The 18,558-nt window shown below is 62.9% G+C and carries 19 protein-coding genes and 1 pseudogene; 10 read left to right on the forward strand and 10 right to left on the reverse strand.

The genetic code is table 11. The annotated features are described in order from the left end of the window. Nucleotides 1-58: 58 nt before the first annotated feature. A complete protein-coding gene (locus tag ACVDG8_RS27800) occupies nt 59-565 on the reverse strand; it encodes an NUDIX domain-containing protein (RefSeq protein WP_447251293.1) in 507 nt (168 codons plus the stop codon). Between the two features lie 68 nt (nt 566-633). On the opposite strand from ACVDG8_RS27800, the gene ACVDG8_RS27805 reads away from it, so the two are divergent. Then, entirely contained in the window at nt 634-1,569 is a 936-nt protein-coding gene (locus tag ACVDG8_RS27805) for a metallophosphoesterase family protein (RefSeq protein ID WP_447251294.1), read from the forward strand. Here ACVDG8_RS27805 and ACVDG8_RS27810 read toward each other — a convergent pair. From ACVDG8_RS27810 to leuA, 4 genes and pseudogenes are all read right to left on the reverse strand, one after another. Further along, nucleotides 1,559-2,176: a hypothetical protein gene (locus ACVDG8_RS27810; protein WP_447251295.1), complete on the reverse strand. Its 618-nt coding sequence runs from the start codon at nt 2,174-2,176 to the stop codon at nt 1,559-1,561. The two genes, ACVDG8_RS27805 and ACVDG8_RS27810, sit on opposite strands and share 11 nt — an antisense overlap. Before the next feature lie 71 nt (nt 2,177-2,247). Continuing rightward, nucleotides 2,248-3,051: an alpha/beta fold hydrolase gene (locus ACVDG8_RS27815; RefSeq protein ID WP_447251296.1), complete on the reverse strand. Its 804-nt coding sequence runs from the start codon at nt 3,049-3,051 to the stop codon at nt 2,248-2,250. Nucleotides 3,052-3,262: 211 nt separating this feature from the next. Further along, on the reverse strand, nt 3,263-4,999 hold the full coding sequence (locus tag ACVDG8_RS27820) for a tetratricopeptide repeat protein (protein ID WP_455707313.1): 1,737 nt from the start codon (nt 4,997-4,999) through the stop codon (nt 3,263-3,265). Nucleotides 5,000-5,382: 383 nt separating this feature from the next. Next, nucleotides 5,383-7,034 (reverse strand): annotated as a pseudogene (gene leuA / locus ACVDG8_RS27825) (2-isopropylmalate synthase); the annotation flags it as partial. A gap of 478 nt (nt 7,035-7,512) precedes the next feature. On the opposite strand from leuA, the gene ACVDG8_RS27830 reads away from it, so the two are divergent. From ACVDG8_RS27830 to ACVDG8_RS27840, 3 genes are read left to right on the forward strand one after another with little or no spacing between them, the layout of a single operon-like run. Beyond that, a complete protein-coding gene (locus ACVDG8_RS27830; protein WP_447251299.1) occupies nt 7,513-8,679 on the forward strand; it encodes an ATP-grasp domain-containing protein in 1,167 nt (388 codons plus the stop codon). Nucleotides 8,680-8,682: 3 nt separating this feature from the next. Next, nucleotides 8,683-9,459: an esterase family protein gene (locus tag ACVDG8_RS27835; protein WP_455707314.1), complete on the forward strand. Its 777-nt coding sequence runs from the start codon at nt 8,683-8,685 to the stop codon at nt 9,457-9,459. After that, the gene (locus ACVDG8_RS27840) at nt 9,459-9,773 is read left to right on the forward strand and encodes a nuclear transport factor 2 family protein (RefSeq protein ID WP_447251301.1); all 315 of its coding nucleotides are present in this window, start codon (nt 9,459-9,461) and stop codon (nt 9,771-9,773) included. The genes ACVDG8_RS27835 and ACVDG8_RS27840 overlap by 1 nt, the downstream gene beginning before the upstream one ends. 29 nt (nt 9,774-9,802) lie before the next feature. Here the strand turns inward: ACVDG8_RS27840 and ACVDG8_RS27845 are convergent, their stop codons facing one another. Then, the gene (locus ACVDG8_RS27845; protein ID WP_447251302.1) at nt 9,803-11,335 is read right to left on the reverse strand and encodes an MFS transporter; all 1,533 of its coding nucleotides are present in this window, start codon (nt 11,333-11,335) and stop codon (nt 9,803-9,805) included. 138 nt (nt 11,336-11,473) lie between these two features. Here ACVDG8_RS27845 and ACVDG8_RS27850 point away from each other — a divergent pair, with 138 nt between their 5' ends. The 5 genes from ACVDG8_RS27850 (at nt 11,474) to ACVDG8_RS27870 (ending at nt 15,076) form a co-directional block, all read left to right on the forward strand. Beyond that, nucleotides 11,474-12,364 (forward strand): LysR family transcriptional regulator, encoded by an 891-nt coding sequence (locus ACVDG8_RS27850; protein ID WP_447251303.1) that lies wholly within the window; start codon nt 11,474-11,476, stop codon nt 12,362-12,364. Between the two features lie 151 nt (nt 12,365-12,515). After that, complete coding sequence (locus ACVDG8_RS27855) at nt 12,516-12,965, forward strand: MarR family winged helix-turn-helix transcriptional regulator (RefSeq protein WP_455707315.1); 450 nt, start codon at nt 12,516-12,518, stop codon at nt 12,963-12,965. Nucleotides 12,966-13,018: 53 nt separating this feature from the next. Beyond that, nucleotides 13,019-13,582, forward strand: coding sequence for a cysteine hydrolase family protein (locus ACVDG8_RS27860; protein WP_447251305.1), 564 nt, complete (start codon nt 13,019-13,021; stop codon nt 13,580-13,582). 1 nt (nt 13,583) lies between these two features. Beyond that, on the forward strand, nt 13,584-13,913 hold the full coding sequence (locus ACVDG8_RS27865) for a hypothetical protein (RefSeq protein WP_447251306.1): 330 nt from the start codon (nt 13,584-13,586) through the stop codon (nt 13,911-13,913). Further along, nucleotides 13,910-15,076: an MFS transporter gene (locus tag ACVDG8_RS27870; RefSeq protein WP_455707316.1), complete on the forward strand. Its 1,167-nt coding sequence runs from the start codon at nt 13,910-13,912 to the stop codon at nt 15,074-15,076. Before ACVDG8_RS27865 ends, ACVDG8_RS27870 begins: the two co-directional genes overlap by 4 nt. A 330-nt stretch (nt 15,077-15,406) precedes the next feature. Here ACVDG8_RS27870 and ACVDG8_RS27875 read toward each other — a convergent pair whose 3' ends face one another. The 4 genes from ACVDG8_RS27875 to ACVDG8_RS27890 form a co-directional block, all read right to left on the reverse strand. After that, nucleotides 15,407-15,652, reverse strand: coding sequence for a type II toxin-antitoxin system Phd/YefM family antitoxin (locus tag ACVDG8_RS27875; RefSeq protein WP_447257115.1), 246 nt, complete (start codon nt 15,650-15,652; stop codon nt 15,407-15,409). A 40-nt stretch (nt 15,653-15,692) separates the two neighbouring features. Further along, nucleotides 15,693-16,004, reverse strand: coding sequence for a putative quinol monooxygenase (locus ACVDG8_RS27880; protein ID WP_447251308.1), 312 nt, complete (start codon nt 16,002-16,004; stop codon nt 15,693-15,695). Between the two features lie 52 nt (nt 16,005-16,056). Continuing rightward, nucleotides 16,057-16,830, reverse strand: coding sequence for an SDR family NAD(P)-dependent oxidoreductase (locus ACVDG8_RS27885; RefSeq protein WP_447251309.1), 774 nt, complete (start codon nt 16,828-16,830; stop codon nt 16,057-16,059). 68 nt (nt 16,831-16,898) lie between these two features. Continuing rightward, the gene (locus ACVDG8_RS27890; RefSeq protein WP_447251310.1) at nt 16,899-17,333 is read right to left on the reverse strand and encodes a DsrE family protein; all 435 of its coding nucleotides are present in this window, start codon (nt 17,331-17,333) and stop codon (nt 16,899-16,901) included. 99 nt (nt 17,334-17,432) lie between these two features. Between ACVDG8_RS27890 and ACVDG8_RS27895 the strand changes: the two genes are divergently transcribed. After that, on the forward strand, nt 17,433-18,515 hold the full coding sequence (locus tag ACVDG8_RS27895; RefSeq protein WP_447251311.1) for a hypothetical protein: 1,083 nt from the start codon (nt 17,433-17,435) through the stop codon (nt 18,513-18,515). Nucleotides 18,516-18,558 lie beyond the last annotated feature (43 nt).

Raw genomic sequence — 18,558 nt, forward strand, 5'->3', positions numbered from 1 at the left:
TCCCCAGGCTCCAATCCCCGAAGTAGAGCATAGGGTTTATACAAAGGAGAAAGCAAGCCTACCAATATGCCGAAGCAGGCCGACTCTCAAAAATTTCGGCTAGCCGTCGCCGTGTCGCCGGCGTCGTATCCGAGGGTAAACGGTCGAGCGCAAAGAATCCTGCTTCGGCTATCTCATGGTCTGGCAGTTTCGGCGCACTCTGACTGAAGCCTTCGATCAGGTAGAGACCGACATGATCACGGTTGCTCGAGCGGCGGTTGAAGTGCATCGACTTCAGCAGCGGCGGCGCGGTGAGCACGATGTTGCCTTCCTCGGCGAGTTCGCGCGCCAGCGCTTCCTCGAGCGTCTCGCCGGCCTCGACACCGCCGCCTGGCAGTTGCCAGCCCGGCACATAGGTGTGGCGGATGAGGAAGACGCAATTGCTGGCACGGTCGTAGACCAGCCCGCGCACGCCGAGCGTCATCGGCCTGCGCAGCAGGAAATAAAAATGGAACAGTCTCGCCCGCAGTCCCGGCCAACCGGTCTGGCGGAATGCCTCTTCCTCCGGATCGGCTCGGCGGTTCATGCAACGATCCCCAGGCGAACAGCAAACGGTGAGTGGAAAGCCCCGCCCGCGTCGCTTAAAAAGGGATCATGTTCAGGCTTGCGCATATTTCCGACGCTCATCTGGGACCATTGCCCGATGTAACCTATCGCGATCTCGCGTCCAAGCGCGTGCTAGGCTACGTCAATTGGCAGCGTAACCGTCGCCGCCACATGCATGACGCAGTCATCGACGCGATCGTCGCCGACATCAAGGCGAGCGCGCCGGACCATCTCGCCGTCACCGGCGACCTCGTCAACCTAGCGCTCGACGGCGAGATCGAGATGGCCAAGCACTGGCTGGAGACACTCGGATCGCCCCATGACGTCTCGGTGGTGCCAGGCAATCACGACGCTTATGTGCCGGGCGCCTTCGACAAGGTCTGCCGTGCATGGGCGCCTTGGATGAGCGGTGACGGCGCCAACGGCCCGGTCGACCGCAATTCCTTTCCCTATCTGCGCGTGCGCGGCAACGTCGCGCTGATCGGCGTCACCACGGCGCGCGCCACGGCGCCCTTCATGGCCAACGGCTTCTTCATGGAGGGACAGGCTGAGCGGCTGGCCAGAACGCTTGACGCCACGGCGAAGCAGGGGCTGTTCCGCACCATCATGATCCACCATCCGCCGGTGCGTGGCGCGGTCCCGCAGCACAAAAGACTGTTCGGCATTGCTCGTTTCAATAAGATCATTCGCCGGCATGGCGCCGAACTTGTGCTGCATGGTCACTCGCATCTGCCGTCGCTGTTCAGCATCGGCCCGCGCGGCGCCAAGGTGCCGGTGGTCGGCGTTGCCGCCGCCGGCCAGGCGCCCGGCGGCAGGCATCCTGCGGCGCAGTACAATCTGTTCGAGATCGATGGCGAGAAAGGCAGCTGGCGGATCCGCCTGACGCGGCGTGGCCTGACCGGACCGGCACTGCCGCCGTCGGATCTGCAAGTGGTCGAACTTGGCGCCGATACAGCGGCGCCCCGCGAGCTTGTCAGAAGCTGATCTTCATATGCGCGATGCGATCCCAGAACAGCGCCAGCGACACCACCAAGCCCACAAGGGCGCCGGCGGCGATCAGGCCGAGGCCCGCAAAGAAAGTGGTCCAGCCGTTGCGCCGGGGTTCCGCCCGGATAGGCGGCTCGGCTTCCTTGACCGCGAGGCGGTGCACACCTGGCACGGCGCTTTCTATGCCGCCCTCCATCATCCGCTGCCGCTCGACGACGCGCTCGGCGACGTAGCGCGTCACCGCGTCGGCGACAGGCTTCATCTCGCTGGATTCGGCGAGCACAACGCGACCGATGCGCGTGTCCTTGAGGAACCGGTAGGTACGTCGGTCGCGCCCCATGGCGACATGGCTGACGGCGTCGATCCACAGCCGCGGCTGCAACCCTGACGAAACGGCGAAGTCGAAACTGTCCATATCCGCGGGCACGTCGGCGAAGACCGGCGCGAGTTCCGTGGCCAGTAGATCGAGGCGCATGCGGTGTGCGTCGCGCATCTCCACGATCACGTCGTCGCGGTCTGCGAAGGCGTTCTTGACGTCGCGGACGGCGTCGGCAAGCCTCCGCGACGGCTCGATCTGGCTGATTTTGTCGCCTGCGTCTTTCATGGCGGCTGCCTCGCTGTTGGTTAACAGCGAGTTAACACAGTCGCCGGCAAAATGCACTCAGATACGGCTTGTCAGCTTGCCGCCGCGCCGAGCACAGGACGTTGCCGCCTGCCACGGCGCCGCGCGTTGCGACGTACGATCTCGGCGATCAGGTCGGGCGCTTCCTCGACCAGCATATGGCCGGCGTCCAGCACATGATGCAGATGGAAATGCGCCGGCAGGCTTTCGGCCTGGCTGACCGGCAGGAGGGGATCCTCCGCTCCCCAGACCACCATCACAGGCATTTCCAGGGTCTCCAGCCGATCCACGGGGATGGCTCCTTGCCGATCATCCTTGGTCATCGCCGCCGCCATATCGACAAGGATTTGCTGTTGACCCGGCCGGTTGCGCATCTGGCAGAGCGCGTCCACCACATGGTCAGGTGGCACGCTTTGCTGGCCCGACATGGCGACAAGGCAGGCGCGTACCTCTTGCTTGCCGGTCGCGGCAGCATAGCGGCGCAGCAGGGGCGCGTTGATTTCCGGACCGAAGCCGCCGGGCGCAAGCAGGGTGAGGGTGGCAATCCTGCCTGGTTCGGCAAGCGCCATCAGGGTCGCGATAGCGCCGCCCATGGAGTGGCCGACAAGGTGAACCCTGTCCAACCCACGGGCGGCGAGGTCCGCGAGGATGGCCCGGGCCGCCGGTTTGGCGCCGCCCATGCCATCGCATTCCAGGGACTGTCCATGTCCTGGCAGATCGTAGGCCAAGAGGCGCGCCTCGAGTGCCAGCGGCGCCATCACATCGCGCCACATCTCGCGGCAGCCGCCGAAACCGTGCAGAAAGACGATCGTCCTTGAGCCAGCGCCGCGCTCGGCGGCATGAGGGGATGGAGGCATGAAAAAAGGGGCGGTGAGCAAGACGGAAGCAAGTGAACTATTGCTAATTGTGGCTGAATTGCTCCTGAACCAGATCCATAGCCAGTAAAATTTTCGCGACTTGCGGCTTGTGGACGTTTCCGTACAAAGAGTGCTGCAGTACTTGCCGGACCAGCCATCTGCGTCGGCAATAGGCGGAAAATGGCCGTCACCGTCGGGATGCCGATTTGCTCTAGCTTGGATTGCCTATGCCAGCGGCGCGCAGGGCTTGCACCAGCCGATCAGTGAGATCGGCGGGGTATTTCCGGTCGACGAATGTCGCGCGTGGATCGGCGGCGAATTTCGGAAATTCGGCGGTCAGCTCGTTGGCAAGTTCGTTCGCCAGCTTGTCGCGGCCCGAAATCCTGGCTCCGATCAGGCGCGCGGCCAGATAGTGCGACTTGGACGCCGTTGTGCGCAGCGACTCGCTGGCAATCGCTGCCTTCTTCAAATCGCCTTGCATGAAGGCGCCGACGAACATGCCATAGTCCCACCAGGTCGGGTGGCCGCTGAAAGACTCCACGGCGTGGCCCAGGATCGGTGTCCCCTCATCGTATTTGCCGGCGAAGATCAGCCCGTAGCCATAGGCGGCGGCCATGCTGAGATCGTAAGGGTTGAGCTCGTAGGCCTTGCGCATCCAGCGGATCGCCTCGTCCGTGTTGCCCAGGCGGCTGTTCAGATAGCCATAGACGCGGTGCGCGTGCGGGCTCATCGGGCCCATCTGAATGGCGCGGTGCGCAAGCGACATGGCGTTTTCGAGCGTCGCATCGGGTGGATAGGCGTAGTGGGCGGTGACGGCTTCCAGATGAAGCGAGGCCAGTTCGGCATAGACAAGCGATGATTTGGTGCCTTCGCTGACCAGCTTCTCCAGGCAGCGATACGCAGCCTCATGCGTCTTGGCGCCCATGTCGAGATAGTAGCGGTCGTCGAGCACCAGGCACCCGATCTGGCTCGCTTGCACTCCGCTCTGGTCGATATAGCTGTAGATCGCGCCGGAAGCAGGAACGGTCGAGGTCAGCAGGCTCGCTATGCTGCTTTCGATCGTCGAAGGCGTGGTTTCGGCGGCAGCAAGATTGCGCGACAGCAGGACCCGACCCGTAGCAACGCTCTGCAGTTCGACCGTGATGTCGCCGGCTGCGGGTCCAGGAACGACATCGAAAACGAAGCTGATCGGATCTTCGGACCGGTCGCGCGTTGCGTCCGCGTCGCGCCCGATGAAATCGATGGTGTCGAAACCAGCGAGGCCGGCGCGCAGTGACGTGGCGACGCGCCCCGCCTCCGCTCCATCGGCTTTCACCGCGATGTAGATCAACGGCAGGGAATCGAACACCGGCTGGACGGCAGTGCTGCCAACGCCCGCCGTTTCGAACGGCGTGGCTGCGTCATTGCCGCCGAGAAAGGCACTGCCCTGGCGCATGATGAGCACACCGAGCATCACGATCACCAGAGCCATGGCTGCCCAGAAGAATCGCAGCTGCCGCGTCAGCGACGGTGCGGGCGTCGCCGGCGCCATCAGCGGCGCGGGTTCGGCCGGCGTGCCGAGATATTCGGTCGCAGTTGCATCCGCACGCTGCGCGATCTTGCCGGAGGCGGACCTAGCGTCGTTGCTCAGCCGGATGGCGTTCGGCTCATAGGAAGGGACATAGCCGCCGCGCGGGATGGCGATGCGCACCGGTTCGGCGATGCCCTCATGGGCGAAGTACTGCTCCAGAAGCTCGCGCAGGCGGCCGGCCTGGACCCGGACCACGGCATCGGTCGAGGCGTCGAAGTCGCCGTCCTTGCCGAAGACGTCCATAGCGATGGACACGCCTTTCAGCCTATCGGCTTCGCCAGCCTGCTCGCGTTCGACGAGATAGCGTAAAAGCCTACGGGCACGTTCGGAGCGTCCGAACGTTTCGCTGGCAAGCAGTCGCTCCAATGTCTCGCGCACTGCGGGGGCGGCAGGCGGGGCAGGCTCAAGTGTCGATCCTTTTCGAACTCGGCACAGGTTAGGACGCGATCATATAACGCCCGCGCCAGCGCACAAGGATGCTTGTGTTATGTGATCGCGTAAGCCACCGGAAATTTCCCCGCCGGTTAACGAATGGCAGGCTTGCGCGTCTTCAATTTGAAATTTGCAGCGTGGCGCACGGGAGTGCGCCATGCTGCAAATGGTTTTATCGGATCAGCCGGCCCGGAGCCGTTCGCCGTTTCACGGAAACGCTGAACTGCTCTGTCTTTGTCTTGACGCAATTCCGGACGGAAGGCTACGGCGAAGTCGCCGAGCCTGACCGTTTCACACTTTTCCTGGAATTGCTCTAGCGGCCGACGATCTCGGTTGGCCGCCGAAGTCACCGCTTCCAGCGAAGCGGCGACGATGTTGGTGTTGATGCCGGCGCCGAACAGCTTGCCGCCCGGATACTCCATCTCAACATAGGATATGGCCGAGGCATTGGAGCCGCGCTGCAAGGAGTGCTCGAATAATCGAGCACCGACATCTCGACGCCGACATGGCGCGAAAGCGCATCGACGAAGCCGTCGATGGGGCCGGTGCCGGAACCGGTGATGGTCACTTCCTTGCCGTTGTCGAGGATGACCGCCTCCACCACGCGCCGGCCCTTCACCTCGGTGTCGGGATAGGTGTGGTGGTCGAGGAACTTCAGCCGCGCGCCCGGCTGGTCGACATAGGTTTCGAGGAAGCGCTCATGGATGCGCCTGACCGGCACTTCCTTGCCTTCGGCGTCGGTGATGGCCTGGATGTCCTGGCTGAACTCGATCTGCAGATTGCGCGGCAGGTTGAGGCCGTAATCGGCCTGCAGCACATAGGCGATGCCGCCCTTGCCGGACTGCGAATTGATGCGGATGATCGCTTCGTAGCTGCGGCCGACATCGGCGGGATCGATCGGCAGATAGGGCACTTCCCACAGCGGCGTGTTGGCCTTCTTCAGCGCCTTCATGCCCTTGTTGATGGCATCCTGATGCGAGCCGGAAAAAGCCGTGTAGACCAGTTCGCCGACGTAAGGATGGCGCTCCGGTATCTTCAGCTGGTTGGAGTATTCGTAGACGTCCTTCATCCGGGTGATGTCGGAGCAATCCAGTTCCGGATCGACGCCTTGCGTGTACATGTTCAGCGCCAGCGTGACGATGTCGACATTGCCGGTGCGCTCGCCATTGCCGAACAGCGTGCCTTCGACACGATCGGCGCCGGCCATCAGGCCGAGCTCGGTGGTGGCGATGCCGGTGCCGCGGTCATTGTGCGGATGCAGCGAAACGATGACGTTCTCGCGGTGATCGAGGTTGCGGCACATCCACTCGATGCGGTCGGCATAGACGTTGGGCGTCGACATCTCGACCGTCGACGGCAGGTTGAGGATCAGCTTGTTGTCAGCCGTCGGCTTCACGATCTCGGTGACGGCGTTGCAGATCTCCAGCGCGACTTCGAGTTCGGTACCAGTGAAACTCTCAGGCGAGTATTCGAAACGGAAGCCACCGCCTGCCTTGGCCGCCATGTCGGTGATCATCTTGGCGGCGTCGGTGGCGATGCGTTTGATGCCGGCGACATCCTTTTCGAAGACGACGCGGCGCTGCAATTCGCTGGTCGAGTTGTAGAAATGCACGATCGGGCGATACGCGCCCTTGAGCGCTTCGAAGGTGCGCGTGATCAACTCCGGCCGGCATTGCACCAGCACCTGCAGCGACACATCCCGAGGCACGCCGCCTTGCTCTATACACCAGCGGGCGAAGTCGAAGTCGGTCTGCGAAGCAGAGGGGAAACCGATCTCGATCTCCTTGAAGCCCATGTCGAGCAGCAGGCCGAACATGCGCGCCTTGCGCTCGTGACCCATCGGGTCGATCAGCGCCTGGTTGCCGTCGCGCAGATCGACGGAGCACCAGATCGGCGCCTTGTCGATGACTTTCGACGGCCAGGTGCGGTCGGCCAGACCGACGGTCGGGTAGGGCTGGTACTTACGGGCTGCATCCGGCATGTGGCCGGCCGCGTGCTTGCCGGTTTCGGCATCGCTTGCGCGGATTTCTTCTCGTGCGTTCATCGTCGTTTCTCCCGGCGGCCCTCGGATCCGCCTTCAGACGGATTGGTGGCGAGTGGCGCCTTTACCAGATTTTCGTTCGCTTGATGTGACTGCCAAGGAGCATGCGCTTGCGCGGCGGTTCGACCGCCGGGCGCTCCTTCAGCGAACCCGGCGATCGCCGATAAGGCCGAGAAGAAGCAGGGTCGAAGCGAGCGCGCGCGCGGTCTCGCCGGCAAAGCCGGCGCGAGCGGAAGCGATGGAGCGGACACGCGTTGTCATGGCGGTTCTCTTACAGGAGCGGCCCGGCGGAGGCAAGCGCGGCGCATTACGGAGCGCGGTCGGGCGCATATTATCCCTAGCGCGGAAGCCCTTCCCCACGCGCGGCAAATGCGCCAGACTTGGCCGTCGACGGCAGAAGCCGGAGAGGGGGTCATTCATGAATTTCGTGTTCTTCTCGCCGCATTTTCCAGCCAACGGCACCGATTTTTGCGACCGGCTAAAGAAGGCCGGCGCCACCGTGCTCGGTATCGGCGACGCCCCTTATGAGAGCCTGAATGCCAGGCTGAAGGTGGCGCTGTCCGAATATTACCGCATCGCCGACATGGAAGATTACGACGCCGTGTTCCGAGCGATGGGGCATTTCATCCACAAGTGGGGACGTATCGACCGCTTCGAGTCGCTCAATGAGCACTGGCTGGAACTCGAAGCCAATATCCGCACCGACTTCAATATCTATGGCACCAAGCTCGATTTCGTGAAGAATTTGAAGCGCAAGAGCCGCATGCGCGCCTTCTTTCGCAAGAGCGGCGTCGAGACCATTCCGCAGCGCAAATGCTCCGATCGCACTGGGGCCATGACCTTCATCCGCCGCGTCGGCTATCCGGTGGTGGTGAAGCCGGATACCGGCTCCGGCGCCTCCAACACCTTCAAAATCTCCAACAGCAGGGAGCTCGACCAGTTCTTCAAGGACAAGCCCGAGGGCGTGACCTTCGTCATGGAGCAGTTCATCGAAGGGCTGGTGGTGACCTTCGACGGACTGGTCAATCGCGATGGGGAGGTGGTGCTGGCGGCCAGCCATCGCTACGATCAAAGCATCATGGATGCGGTCAACAACGACCGCCACATGAGCTACACCTGCTTTCCCGAAATCAGCCCGGCGGTTGAGGAAGCGGGGCGGAAAATCCTGAAAGCGTTCGACGTGCGCGAGCGCTTCTTCCACATCGAGCTATTCGAAACCAAGGACGATCGCGTTATCGCGCTCGAGGTCAACATGCGCCCGCCCGGCGCCTGGATGACCGATGCGATCAACTACACGTTCGACATCGATGTCTACGCAGCCTGGGCCGACATGGTGGTCAAGGATACAGCCGGCGGCCCTTACAAGGGCAAGTATTTCACCGCCTATGCCAGCCGCAAGCGCCACATCGACTATTTGCACAGCCATGCGGACGTGCTAGCCGCGCACGGCGACAAGATCGTCCATCATCAGGCCATCGAAGAGGTTTTCAGCCGCGCCATGGGCAACTACGCCTACCAGATGCGTTCGAAGGATCCGAAGGCGCTGCGCCAGGCGGTCGATTACATCCACGCGGAAAAGGCCTGAGCGATGGACGTCTCCTATCACAAGGCTCATGCCCGCAATCTCGGCCGCGACATGGAATACAAGCGCTATGGCCATGCCGGGCGGCCCGTTGTCGTGTTCCCGACCTCGCAGGGGCGCTTCTACCAGTTCGAGGATTCCGGCGGGGTCGCAGCACTCGCCGAATTCATCGACACCGGCCGCATCCAGCTGTTCACGCTCGACGGCATCGATCTGGAATCCTTCTTCAACAAGCATGCCGACGCCACGCATCGCATCGCCCGGCACGAGGCCTATTTCCGCTATGTGCGCGAAGAAGCGCTGTCGGAGCTGCAGACGATCGCCGTCAAGTCCAATGGCGGCCGCAACCTCAAGCCATTGTTCAGCGGCTGCTCGATGGGCGGCTATCATTCGTCGAACTTCGTCTTCCGCTTCCCGGAGTTGGCATCCGGCGTGATTTCGCTGTCCGGTGTCTACGCGACCCGCGACTTCTTCGGCCGGACGCTGGACGGCAGCATTTTCTACAATTCGCCACTCGACTATCTGCCGGGCATCGTCGACCAGAAATTGCTGGCACGACTTCGAACGCTTCGGCTGATCTTCTGTTGCGGGCAAGGCGCCTGGGAAGAGCGCATGCTGGTCGAGACCCGCGAGCTGGAACAGATCCTGCGCGACAAGTCGATCCCGGCCTGGGTCGACTATTGGGGCGGCGACGTCAGCCACGACTGGCCGTGGTGGCACAAGCAGCTTGTCTATTTCTTCGGCCGATGGCTGGATGATGATCTGATGCACAGGCTCGATTGATGACCGCGCCCGATCCGATCCGCCGCTTTGTCGAGGCCACCAACGCCGGCGACGAGCAAGCCTTTCTCGACACGTTCACCGACGATGCGTTCCTGAGCGACTGGGGCCGCGATTTCCGCGGCCGTGATGAAATCCCCCGCTGGAACCAGTCGGACAATATCGGCGTGCAATCCAATCTGCGCATCGTACACGTCGCGGAACGCGACGGCGTCTACCATGCCCGTGTCGCGGTGACGGGAAACGGCTTCAACGGTGAAGGCGACATGGCCTTCACGCTCGATTGCGATCGGATCGCGAGCCTGGTCATCAGCTGACGTCTTTCCACGTCAGCTGATGATGGGGGTTATCCTTCCTGGCAGACCGGCAGGGAAGCTATTTCCTGCGGCGCAGTCGATCCGTCGCGCAGGCTGAGAAAGACGACCGTTGCGGAGACGAGCGTGATCGCCGCCAGGATGATCAGCAATCCGTCGAAGGCGGTTTCGTAGGCATGGACGAGATCGGCCGTGCCGGCCGCCGGCAGTGATTGCGCCGCTTTGCCGAGATTGCCGGTCACCAACAATTGCGCGACCGCCACGTTCGCGGTGGAAGCCGCTCCTTCGGCGGCGAGCCGGGCCGCGGTCATGCCTGACAGTGTTGCCGTGACGACCGCCACCGCAACGCCTTCGCAAGCGACGCGGGTGGTGTTGAAGATGCCGACCGCCATGCCGGCGCGTTCCTTCGGCACGACGCTGACGGCGAGCCCGTCCATCAGGCCCCAAGGCAGGGCGATACCGACGCCGATCAAGATCAGTGGCGCCACCAGGGCGGCGTCTGCCGGCGGAACCCGGCTCAGCCAAACAAGACCGGCGGCGGCGATCAAAAGGCCGATGCCGCAGATCGCGGCCGGAGCGATCCAGCGCGCCATCTGCCCGGCCAGCAAGGGCAGGACCAGCAGCGGTCCGGAAAGACAAATCATCAACTGCCCGGCCTTGACCTCGCTCATGCCTTCGATGCCGATGAACCGGATCGGCAAGAGCACGAGCAGGACGACGAAAGCATAGGCGGGTGCCGCCGCCAGAAACTGCACGCCGACGAAGCGGAGGTAACGGAACAGGGTCAGGTCCAGCATCGGCCGGGCGACATTGCGTTCGACGAGGACGAAGGCGGCAAAGCTGATGACGGCAGCGGCAAGCAGCGCGATGATCAAAGGATCGCTCCACCCGCTTTGCGGGGCCTGCAGCACGCCGCAGGTCAGTAGCGCCAGCGCGGCGGTGAAGGTGATGGCGCCGGCCCAGTCGACGCCTGTCGCTTCCGGATCGCGCGTCTCGCGCATGCAGCGCAAGCCGAACAGGGCAGAAGCGATAGCGAGGATGGCGACCACGACAAAGATCGCCCGCCAGCCATAGGCGTCGATGAGAAGACCGGAGGCGATCGGACCGAAGGCGAGGCCGATGCCGAAACTGGTGCCGAGGAAGCTGAAGGCTCGCAACCGCAACGGCCCGTCGAACTCCTGGGCCATCGCCGATGCGCCGCCGGCAAAGGCGGCCGCGCCGCCGACGCCTTGCGCGGCTCTCAGCATATCGAACCAGACGATATCGGGCGCCAGCATCGAACCCAACGAGGCAAGGACATAGATGGACAGACCGATCAGGAAGATCCGCTTGCGTCCCTGGCTGTCGGCAAGCGCACCTGCGGCCATCAGGCTGGCGCCGAAGGTCAGCATGAAGGCATTCGTCACCCAGTTGAGCGCGATGGGACTGCCGCCGAGATCGGCCGCGATCCTCGACAGCGCGACAGTCGGACCGGTGAAGGTCAAAGGCATCGTCATGGCGGCGAGGCATACAGAGAGCAGCACGAGCCATCTGCCGGCCGGGCCGTTTTCAACATTCGAAATCATGATCTTTACCTGTCTGCGGCAGCGCGCTTGGTGGTCGCGGTGGTGGTTGCAACGGCAAGATAGGTTGGCGATACTTCCGGCAAAATAGTATTAGATCTCCGTTCATACCGGACAAAAACGCTTGAATAGGTTCGCGCCATGGATCGTCTCAACGGCCTTCTAGCGTTCGCCCGCACTGCCGAGCTCGGCAGTTTTGTCACCGCTGGCCAGGCACTCGGCATCTCCGCTTCCGCGGTCGGCAAGAGCGTGGCCCGGCTGGAGCAGGAACTGGGCGTGCGGCTCCTGCAGCGCAGCACGCGGCGCGTCAGCCTCACCGAGGAGGGGCGGCTCTTCAACGAGCGTGTAAGGCGCATCCTCGACGACATCGATGATGCCGAGGCAATGCTGTCGCGCACCCGTGAGACGCCGCGCGGGCGGCTTCGCGTCACGGCGCCGATCGTCACCTACCATCTGCTTTTGCCGGTGCTGTCGGAATTCATGGCCCGCTATCCAGAGATAGAACTCGACATAGATTTCAACGATCGCATCGTCGACGTCATCGACGAGGGCATTGATGTGGCGATCCGAAGCGGTGAGCTGCCCGATTCGCGATTGGTGTCGAGGCCCGTTGCACCCTTTCGGATGCTGCTGTGCGCGGCTCCTTCCTACCTCGATCGTCACGGCACGCCGAGCGTGCCGGCTGATCTCGCGCGGCATTTCGGTGTGCACTTCCGCTTTCTCAACAGCGGCAGGCTGCTTAACTGGCCGTTCGTTACTGGGAGCGCTGAACCGCAGATACTCTCGAAGCTGACCTGCAACAATATGGAGGCCCTCAAGGGCGCCACGATTGCCGGCCTTGGCATTGGCTGCATGCCCGATTTTCTGGTGCGCGACGCACTGCGCGACGGAAAGCTGCGCACCGTGCTCGATGACCATGTCGATGGCCGCGGCCAGTTCCGGATGCTGTGGCCATCCAATCGCCACCTCTCGCCGAAGGTTCGCGCCTTTGTCGATTTCCTTCCTGAGCGACTTGCGGTCGGGAGCGACTAAATAGCGCTTCCTTACGGCGCAGCGGTTGCCTGCCTTGTGCTGCCTATGGCCGGGGCTGCAGGGCAGGCTCGCAATCTTGTGATGTCCAGATATGAAGCTAGACTTTGAAGTTTAGCTTCATATCTGCCATATGAGAGCGATGAAGGATCGATTGTCTCCGCAAAACGACGCTGAAGCCGAGCGCGCGCTGGCTTTGGCGGCTGAGCTTCGGGTTGTGGCCGGCAGGTTGATCCGTCGTCTGCGCGAACAGGCGGATTCCGGCGACCTGACCTCGTCGCAAAAATCGGTGCTGCTGCATCTTGAGCGGGAGGGGGCGGCGACGGTCACTGCGTTGGCACGCGCGCAAGACATGCGTCCGCAGTCCATGGGAGCGATCGTGTCAGCGCTCGAAGTGGCCGGTCTGGTGGAAGGTGCGCCGGACCCGGCCGATGGCCGGCAGACCATATTGTCGCTCACCGCTGCTTGCCGCGAGATGATCGCCGCCGGTCGGGCGGCAAGGCAGGATTGGCTGTTCAGCGCCATCCAGGCGAACCTTGACCGCGGCGAGCAGGAGCAACTCGCAGGCGCCATCGGATTGTTGAAACGGCTCGCCGACTCCTGACCCATCATTCGGCGTCGGGCGCCGCTGTCCCAATCATCGGAAGGAAAAACACGATGGCAGTCACTACGCTCGACCCGAAGACAGCACTCATCGTCATCGATTTGCAGAAGGGCATCGTCTCCTTGCCAGCCGTCCATCCGATGGCCGAGGTGTTGAAGCAGGCCTGCACACTCGCCGACGCGTTCCGCCGCCGCGGCTTGCCGGTCGTGCTCGTCAACGTCGCCGGCGCGCCTCCGGGCCGAACCGAGCAGGCGCCTCGCGTCCGGGAATTTGCCGCCGGTTGGGCCGATCTTGTCCCCGAGTTGAAGCAGCGGCCGAGCGACCACGTCGTGACCAAGCGCACGGTGGACGCCTTCGTCAACACTGATCTCGAAGCCTGGCTGAAGGGCGAGGGCGTCACCCAGGTGGTGATCGTCGGCGTCGCCACCAGCATGGGCGTCGAGGCGACGGCGCGCCATGCCCGCGATCTCGGCTTCAACGTCACGCTCGCCGTCGACGCCATGACCGACATGGGTCTCGATGCCCACACCAACAGCATCGCGCATGTCTTCCCCAGGCTGGGCGAAACCGGCACGACACAGGACATCATCGATCTAATCGCGAAGAGGAATGCCTGACATGCAGTGGATCGACTGTGTATCCTACCTGTTCGGTGGCGCTTTCCTGACGAATGCCGTGCCGCATGTCGTCAGCGGCGTGATGGGGCGGCCCTTTCAAAGCCCGTTCGCCACACCGCGCGGGCAGGGTCACTCCTCCTCGACGGTGAACGTGCTGTGGGGATTTCTCAACGTCGCGATCGGCTATCTCCTTGTGGTCCGGGTCGGGGATTTCGACCTGCGATCCACGGCTGATGTCGTGGCGCTGGGGCTCGGCACCTTGCTTATGGGACTGATGACCGCACGCATGTTCGGCCGCTTCAATGGCGGCAATTTCCCGGTCGACGGATGAGCGCTCCGGCAAAAGGCACGTTCCGCTCACTGGCCAATTTCAACTACCGGATCTGGGCGGGCGGCGCGATCGTCTCCAATATCGGGACATGGATGCAGCGCACCGCGCAGGACTGGCTGGTGCTGACGCAACTGACCCACAACAATGCAACGGCCATGGGCGTGGTGATGGCGCTGCAATTCGCGCCGCAGATACTCCTGTTGCCATGGACCGGCTTTGCCGCCGATCATCTCGACCGGCGCAAGCTGCTCTTGGCCACGCAGGGCGCCATGGGCCTGCTTGCGCTCGGCCTCGGCCTGCTTGCCATCACTGGGCTCGTGCAATTGTGGCATGTCTATGTGTTCGCATTCCTGCTCGGCTGCACGACCGCGTTCGATCCGCCGGCGCGCCAGACGTTCGTCTCGGATCTGGTCGGCGAGACTGATCTGTCGAATGCGGTGGCGCTGAATTCCACTTCATTCAACGCGGCGCGCATGATCGGCCCGGCAGTCGCCGGAAGTCTGATTGCTTCGGTCGGCTCGGGTTGGGTGTTCCTGATCAATGCGGCGTCATTTGCCGCCGTGCTCGCCTCGCTCGGCCTGCTGCGCGTTGGCGAGCTTCACCTGAAAGACAAGGAACAGCGGAGCCGCGGCAGTCTTGTCGACGGCTTTGCCTATGTCTGGAAGCGCCCTGACTTGAAAACCATTCTTCTCATGCTTTTCCTGATCGGCACGTTTGGGCTCAACTTTCCGATTTTCATATCGACCATGTCCGTCTCCGTCTTTCATGCCGGAGCCAGCCAATACGGTCTGTTGACGTCGATCATGGCGATCGGATCGGTCATCGGCGCGCTGCTGGCCGCTCGGCGCGAACGGCCTCGCCTGGCGTTTCTTCTTGCCGGTGCGGCGATCTTCGGGCTCGGTTTCGGGCTGGCGGCGATCATGCCAAACTACTGGCTGTTCGGCCTCGCGCTTGTCGTCATCGGTGTCTCGGCGCAGACGATGACCACCTCGACGATCAGCCTCGTGCAGTTGTCCACCGAACCCGCCATGCGCGGGCGGGTGATGGCGATCCTGCTGGCCATAACGCTGGGCGGCACCGCCGTCGGCGCGCCGATGGTCGGCTGGGTGGCGGACGACGTCGGCCCCGCTGGGCGCTTTGCGTGGGTGCCGTTGCCGGGTTAGCGGCGGTGGCCGTCGGAGCCAGCTATCTCATCAGGTATCGCCAGCCGCGCATGGATATCGGAGCGGCACGCCTACGCTTCCATGTCGGCGGTGACGAAGCAGGGCCGGTGTAGACTTCAGCTCGCGACGCTGCGCGAAGAGCAGCGAGAACACCAGCAGCAAACTATTGCCGCGGCTGGCGCAGGCGGGTCATCCGCTCGGCCGGCGCCTGGTCCTGGGATGGTTGCTCCGGCGAGGAATTCATCTTTTGGTCTTAGACCCGAAGCCTAAAAATGCGAACCTCGGTTGGCCGGAAAAGGATGCTTGCACGCGTCAGTATAGAGCGACACCTCATACCTTGGCATCGAACAATCGCCCTATCGCATCGCTGCTCATGTGATCGAAATCGTCGGGCACAGAGAATTGGCCGGCCATAAAGCCGATCCGCCGCACTTGCGCCGAAGCAAGTTGCTCGATCGGTATGACCTTGACCAGCCGCTTGCCGGCCTCTGCGATAATGAAAGGCTCACCTTTGGCTGCTCGGTCGACCAGGCGCGATAGATGGATTTTCGCCTCGTGAATGTCCACAACCCGGATCAAAGTTACTCCTCACCGACCGTGCGAGGTCCGCATCTATTCACCCGGCCTTCTCGGAGGTGGGAAGGCCGAAACCACTGACCGGATGGGTTTCGACCTGGAATTCGAAACCGGCGATGAAGGGTCGCGCCTTGGCGATCGCCGCCTGGACTTCCGGCAATTGCAACGAAGCCTTGTGGCTGACCTGGTCGGTCCACACCTCGGTCACCCAGATCGCGTCGGCATCGACCGGGTCGGTAGCGATGATGTAGCTCAGGCAACCGGGGAGCGCGCCGGTGCTTTCGCGCAATACGTCCATGACCGCATCGCGCTGGCCGCGCGCCGCCCGCATCTTGCCGATCAGTCCGTACATTCCCTTGCACTCCCTCCTCGTTGCACGCGTCACCAAGTATGCAGTCGGCGGCTCATTGCATCAACTGGCCGCCATTGACCTCGATCACCTGACCGATGATGTAGCCGCTCAACACGTCGGATGACAGAAATAGATAGGCGCCGACACAATCTTGCGGCGTTCCGGCACGACCTTGCGGAATGGTCGCGACCATCGCTTTGACCTGCTCGGCGGACGAATAGCGCTCATGGAACGGTGTCAGGATAGTGCCTGGCGCGACCGCGTTGACGCGGATGCCGAAGCCGATCAGTTCCTTGGCCATGCCGCGCGTCACGTTGGAGACAAAGGCCTTGGACGAGCCGTAGAGGCCGGCGCCGCCGCCGGCGCCGTTGCGGGCGGCGATCGAAGAGGTGTTGATGATGAAGCCGCCCTGGCGCTTCAGCCACGGGATCGCCTTGCGCGAGGCGGTCAGCACCGAGCGGGCGTTGAGGTCCATCACGGCGTCGTAATGCGCCTCGGTCTGGTCGGCATAGGCGACGCGGCCGAGCATGCCGCCGGCATTGTTGACCAGGCCATCGAGCTGGCCGAAATGCTCAGCACTTTCCTCGACGACGCGCTCGACGTCGGCAGCGATTGAAAAGTCGCCCTGGATCAGGAACACGTCGCCGCCATCGTCGCGGATGCCTTTGGCGAGGTTTTCAGCGGCGTCGCGACTCGAATTGTAATGCAGCGCGACACGGCATTTCTGCTTCGCGTAGGCCAGTGCCAGAGCCGCGCCGATGCCGGTCGAGGCGCCGGTGACCAGCACCGCCTTGCCGGCAAGGTCTGGAATGACAAGTGTCGTCATATGAGCTGGCCTCCGCACTGTCGTCTTTCGTAGGCCATTGCAGGCCCGGCGTTCAAGCCCGCCGTGGCTTAGGGCCTAAGATAGACATAGCCCTGGTGCTGCAGCTCGGCGAGTTTCACGACGCCGCCTTTCTCGGCAACCGCAAAGCCGGACAAAAGGTCGGTCAATGCGATCTCCATGCTGTGCATGGTGTTGCTGCAGGCTTGCGGTGCGAGCCCTTGTTGGACGAGGCCGGCGAACCGGCTCGACGTCGCGCCGGACGCGCCTTTGGCCTTGAAGGCTGCAAGAGCGGGGCCATGCACGACAAGCACGATATCGACATTGCCGCCGGTGCCCTCATAGTGGTTCTTGATGTTGCCGAGGACGAAATTGACCTTGTCGGCATCGCTGAGGTGATAAGCGACTTTGAGCTTCTCCTCGCTTGTGGCCGCATTGGCACGGCTCAGGCCGAAAAGGCCGGCTGCTCCGGCAAGTCCGGCACGGAAAATGTCACGGCGCAGCATTCGCATCCTCCCTCGCTCGCGCGCTCGCGCGATTTTGCATGGCCCAGGGCGTGCTCCTAGACTAGCATATCGTAGTCCTGTCGGTGGGAGGAGGATCACATGGCATCGAGGACAGTTGCGGGCGCCGCGCTTGGCGCCCTCATTGCCTTGGCTGGTGCGGCACGCGCTGAACAGCCGCCCAAACTTCCTGAACTGAGCCCAACCGGCGCCGACGCCTGCTTCGGCCGCATCTACGACGCCGCCCATCTCAAGGCGCATCCGCACCAGAAGGCGGCGCGCATTTTCTTCTTCTACGGCCATGACCCGGTCAGCCGGCCGAATGAAGAGCCCACCGCCAACCAGGATACCTCCTATAACGGCTTCCTCACCACCACGGTGCGCGGCGCCAAGACGCCGGAATGGGCGAGCAGCTGGTGCAACAAGGAAGATCCCAGCGACAAGGCGAGCGGCATCCGTTGCGGCATGGATTGCGATCGCACGCTGGCTTCGCTGAAGGTCGACGACAAGGGCAAGCTGCTGCTGTCCGGCCTGTCGCCGGATGTCTATCTCGATCCCGACGCGTCGGAGTCGATGAGCACGGCGGAGTATAACAAACAGCAGCTGGGCAGCGAGGACGACAATTTCAAGCTCGATCCTATGCCGGTCGAGACCTGCCAGGCAGAATTTGCCCGCATCGATCCGATCGATCCCGCACTTGGCGACCCGCTGCGCGTGCGGCTCAAGGCCGACCAGCCTTTCTGCTATGGCCGCGATTACGATGACGCGCATCTGAAGTCGCATCCAAACCAGATGACGCAATCGATCCGCGTCTTCCGTGGACCAGTCGAACTCGCCTCCTTCGCCGCTGACGGCGATAAGGCGAATTGGCCCGACGGCGCCGACATCGCCGTCTCGGTCACGACAAGGCAGAAGGGCGCCAAGGTCACGCAGACCTATTCGTGCCAAGGCGAGGCCGATCAGTGGCGCTGCTCGGCAAGCGCGAAGATGAGCGATTTTTCCTGCGACATCTCGCAGAAGGAGATTTACCTGAAGCGCGGCGTCAACGGCACGATGATGCTGGCCAATCCCAACAATGCGGTAGCGGTTGTCGATCTCTGCTCGAAAGCGGCGAATGGCAAGACAAGGTCCGACGACAAGGTCTATCGGTTGACCCCGATGCCGCAGTCGGCTTGCGCGCCGTGAGGTCGGTCTTGTCTATGTCATCGCGGAGGGATATATCTTTGCT

The sequence above is a fragment of the Mesorhizobium sp. ORM8.1 genome (assembly GCF_053005525.2).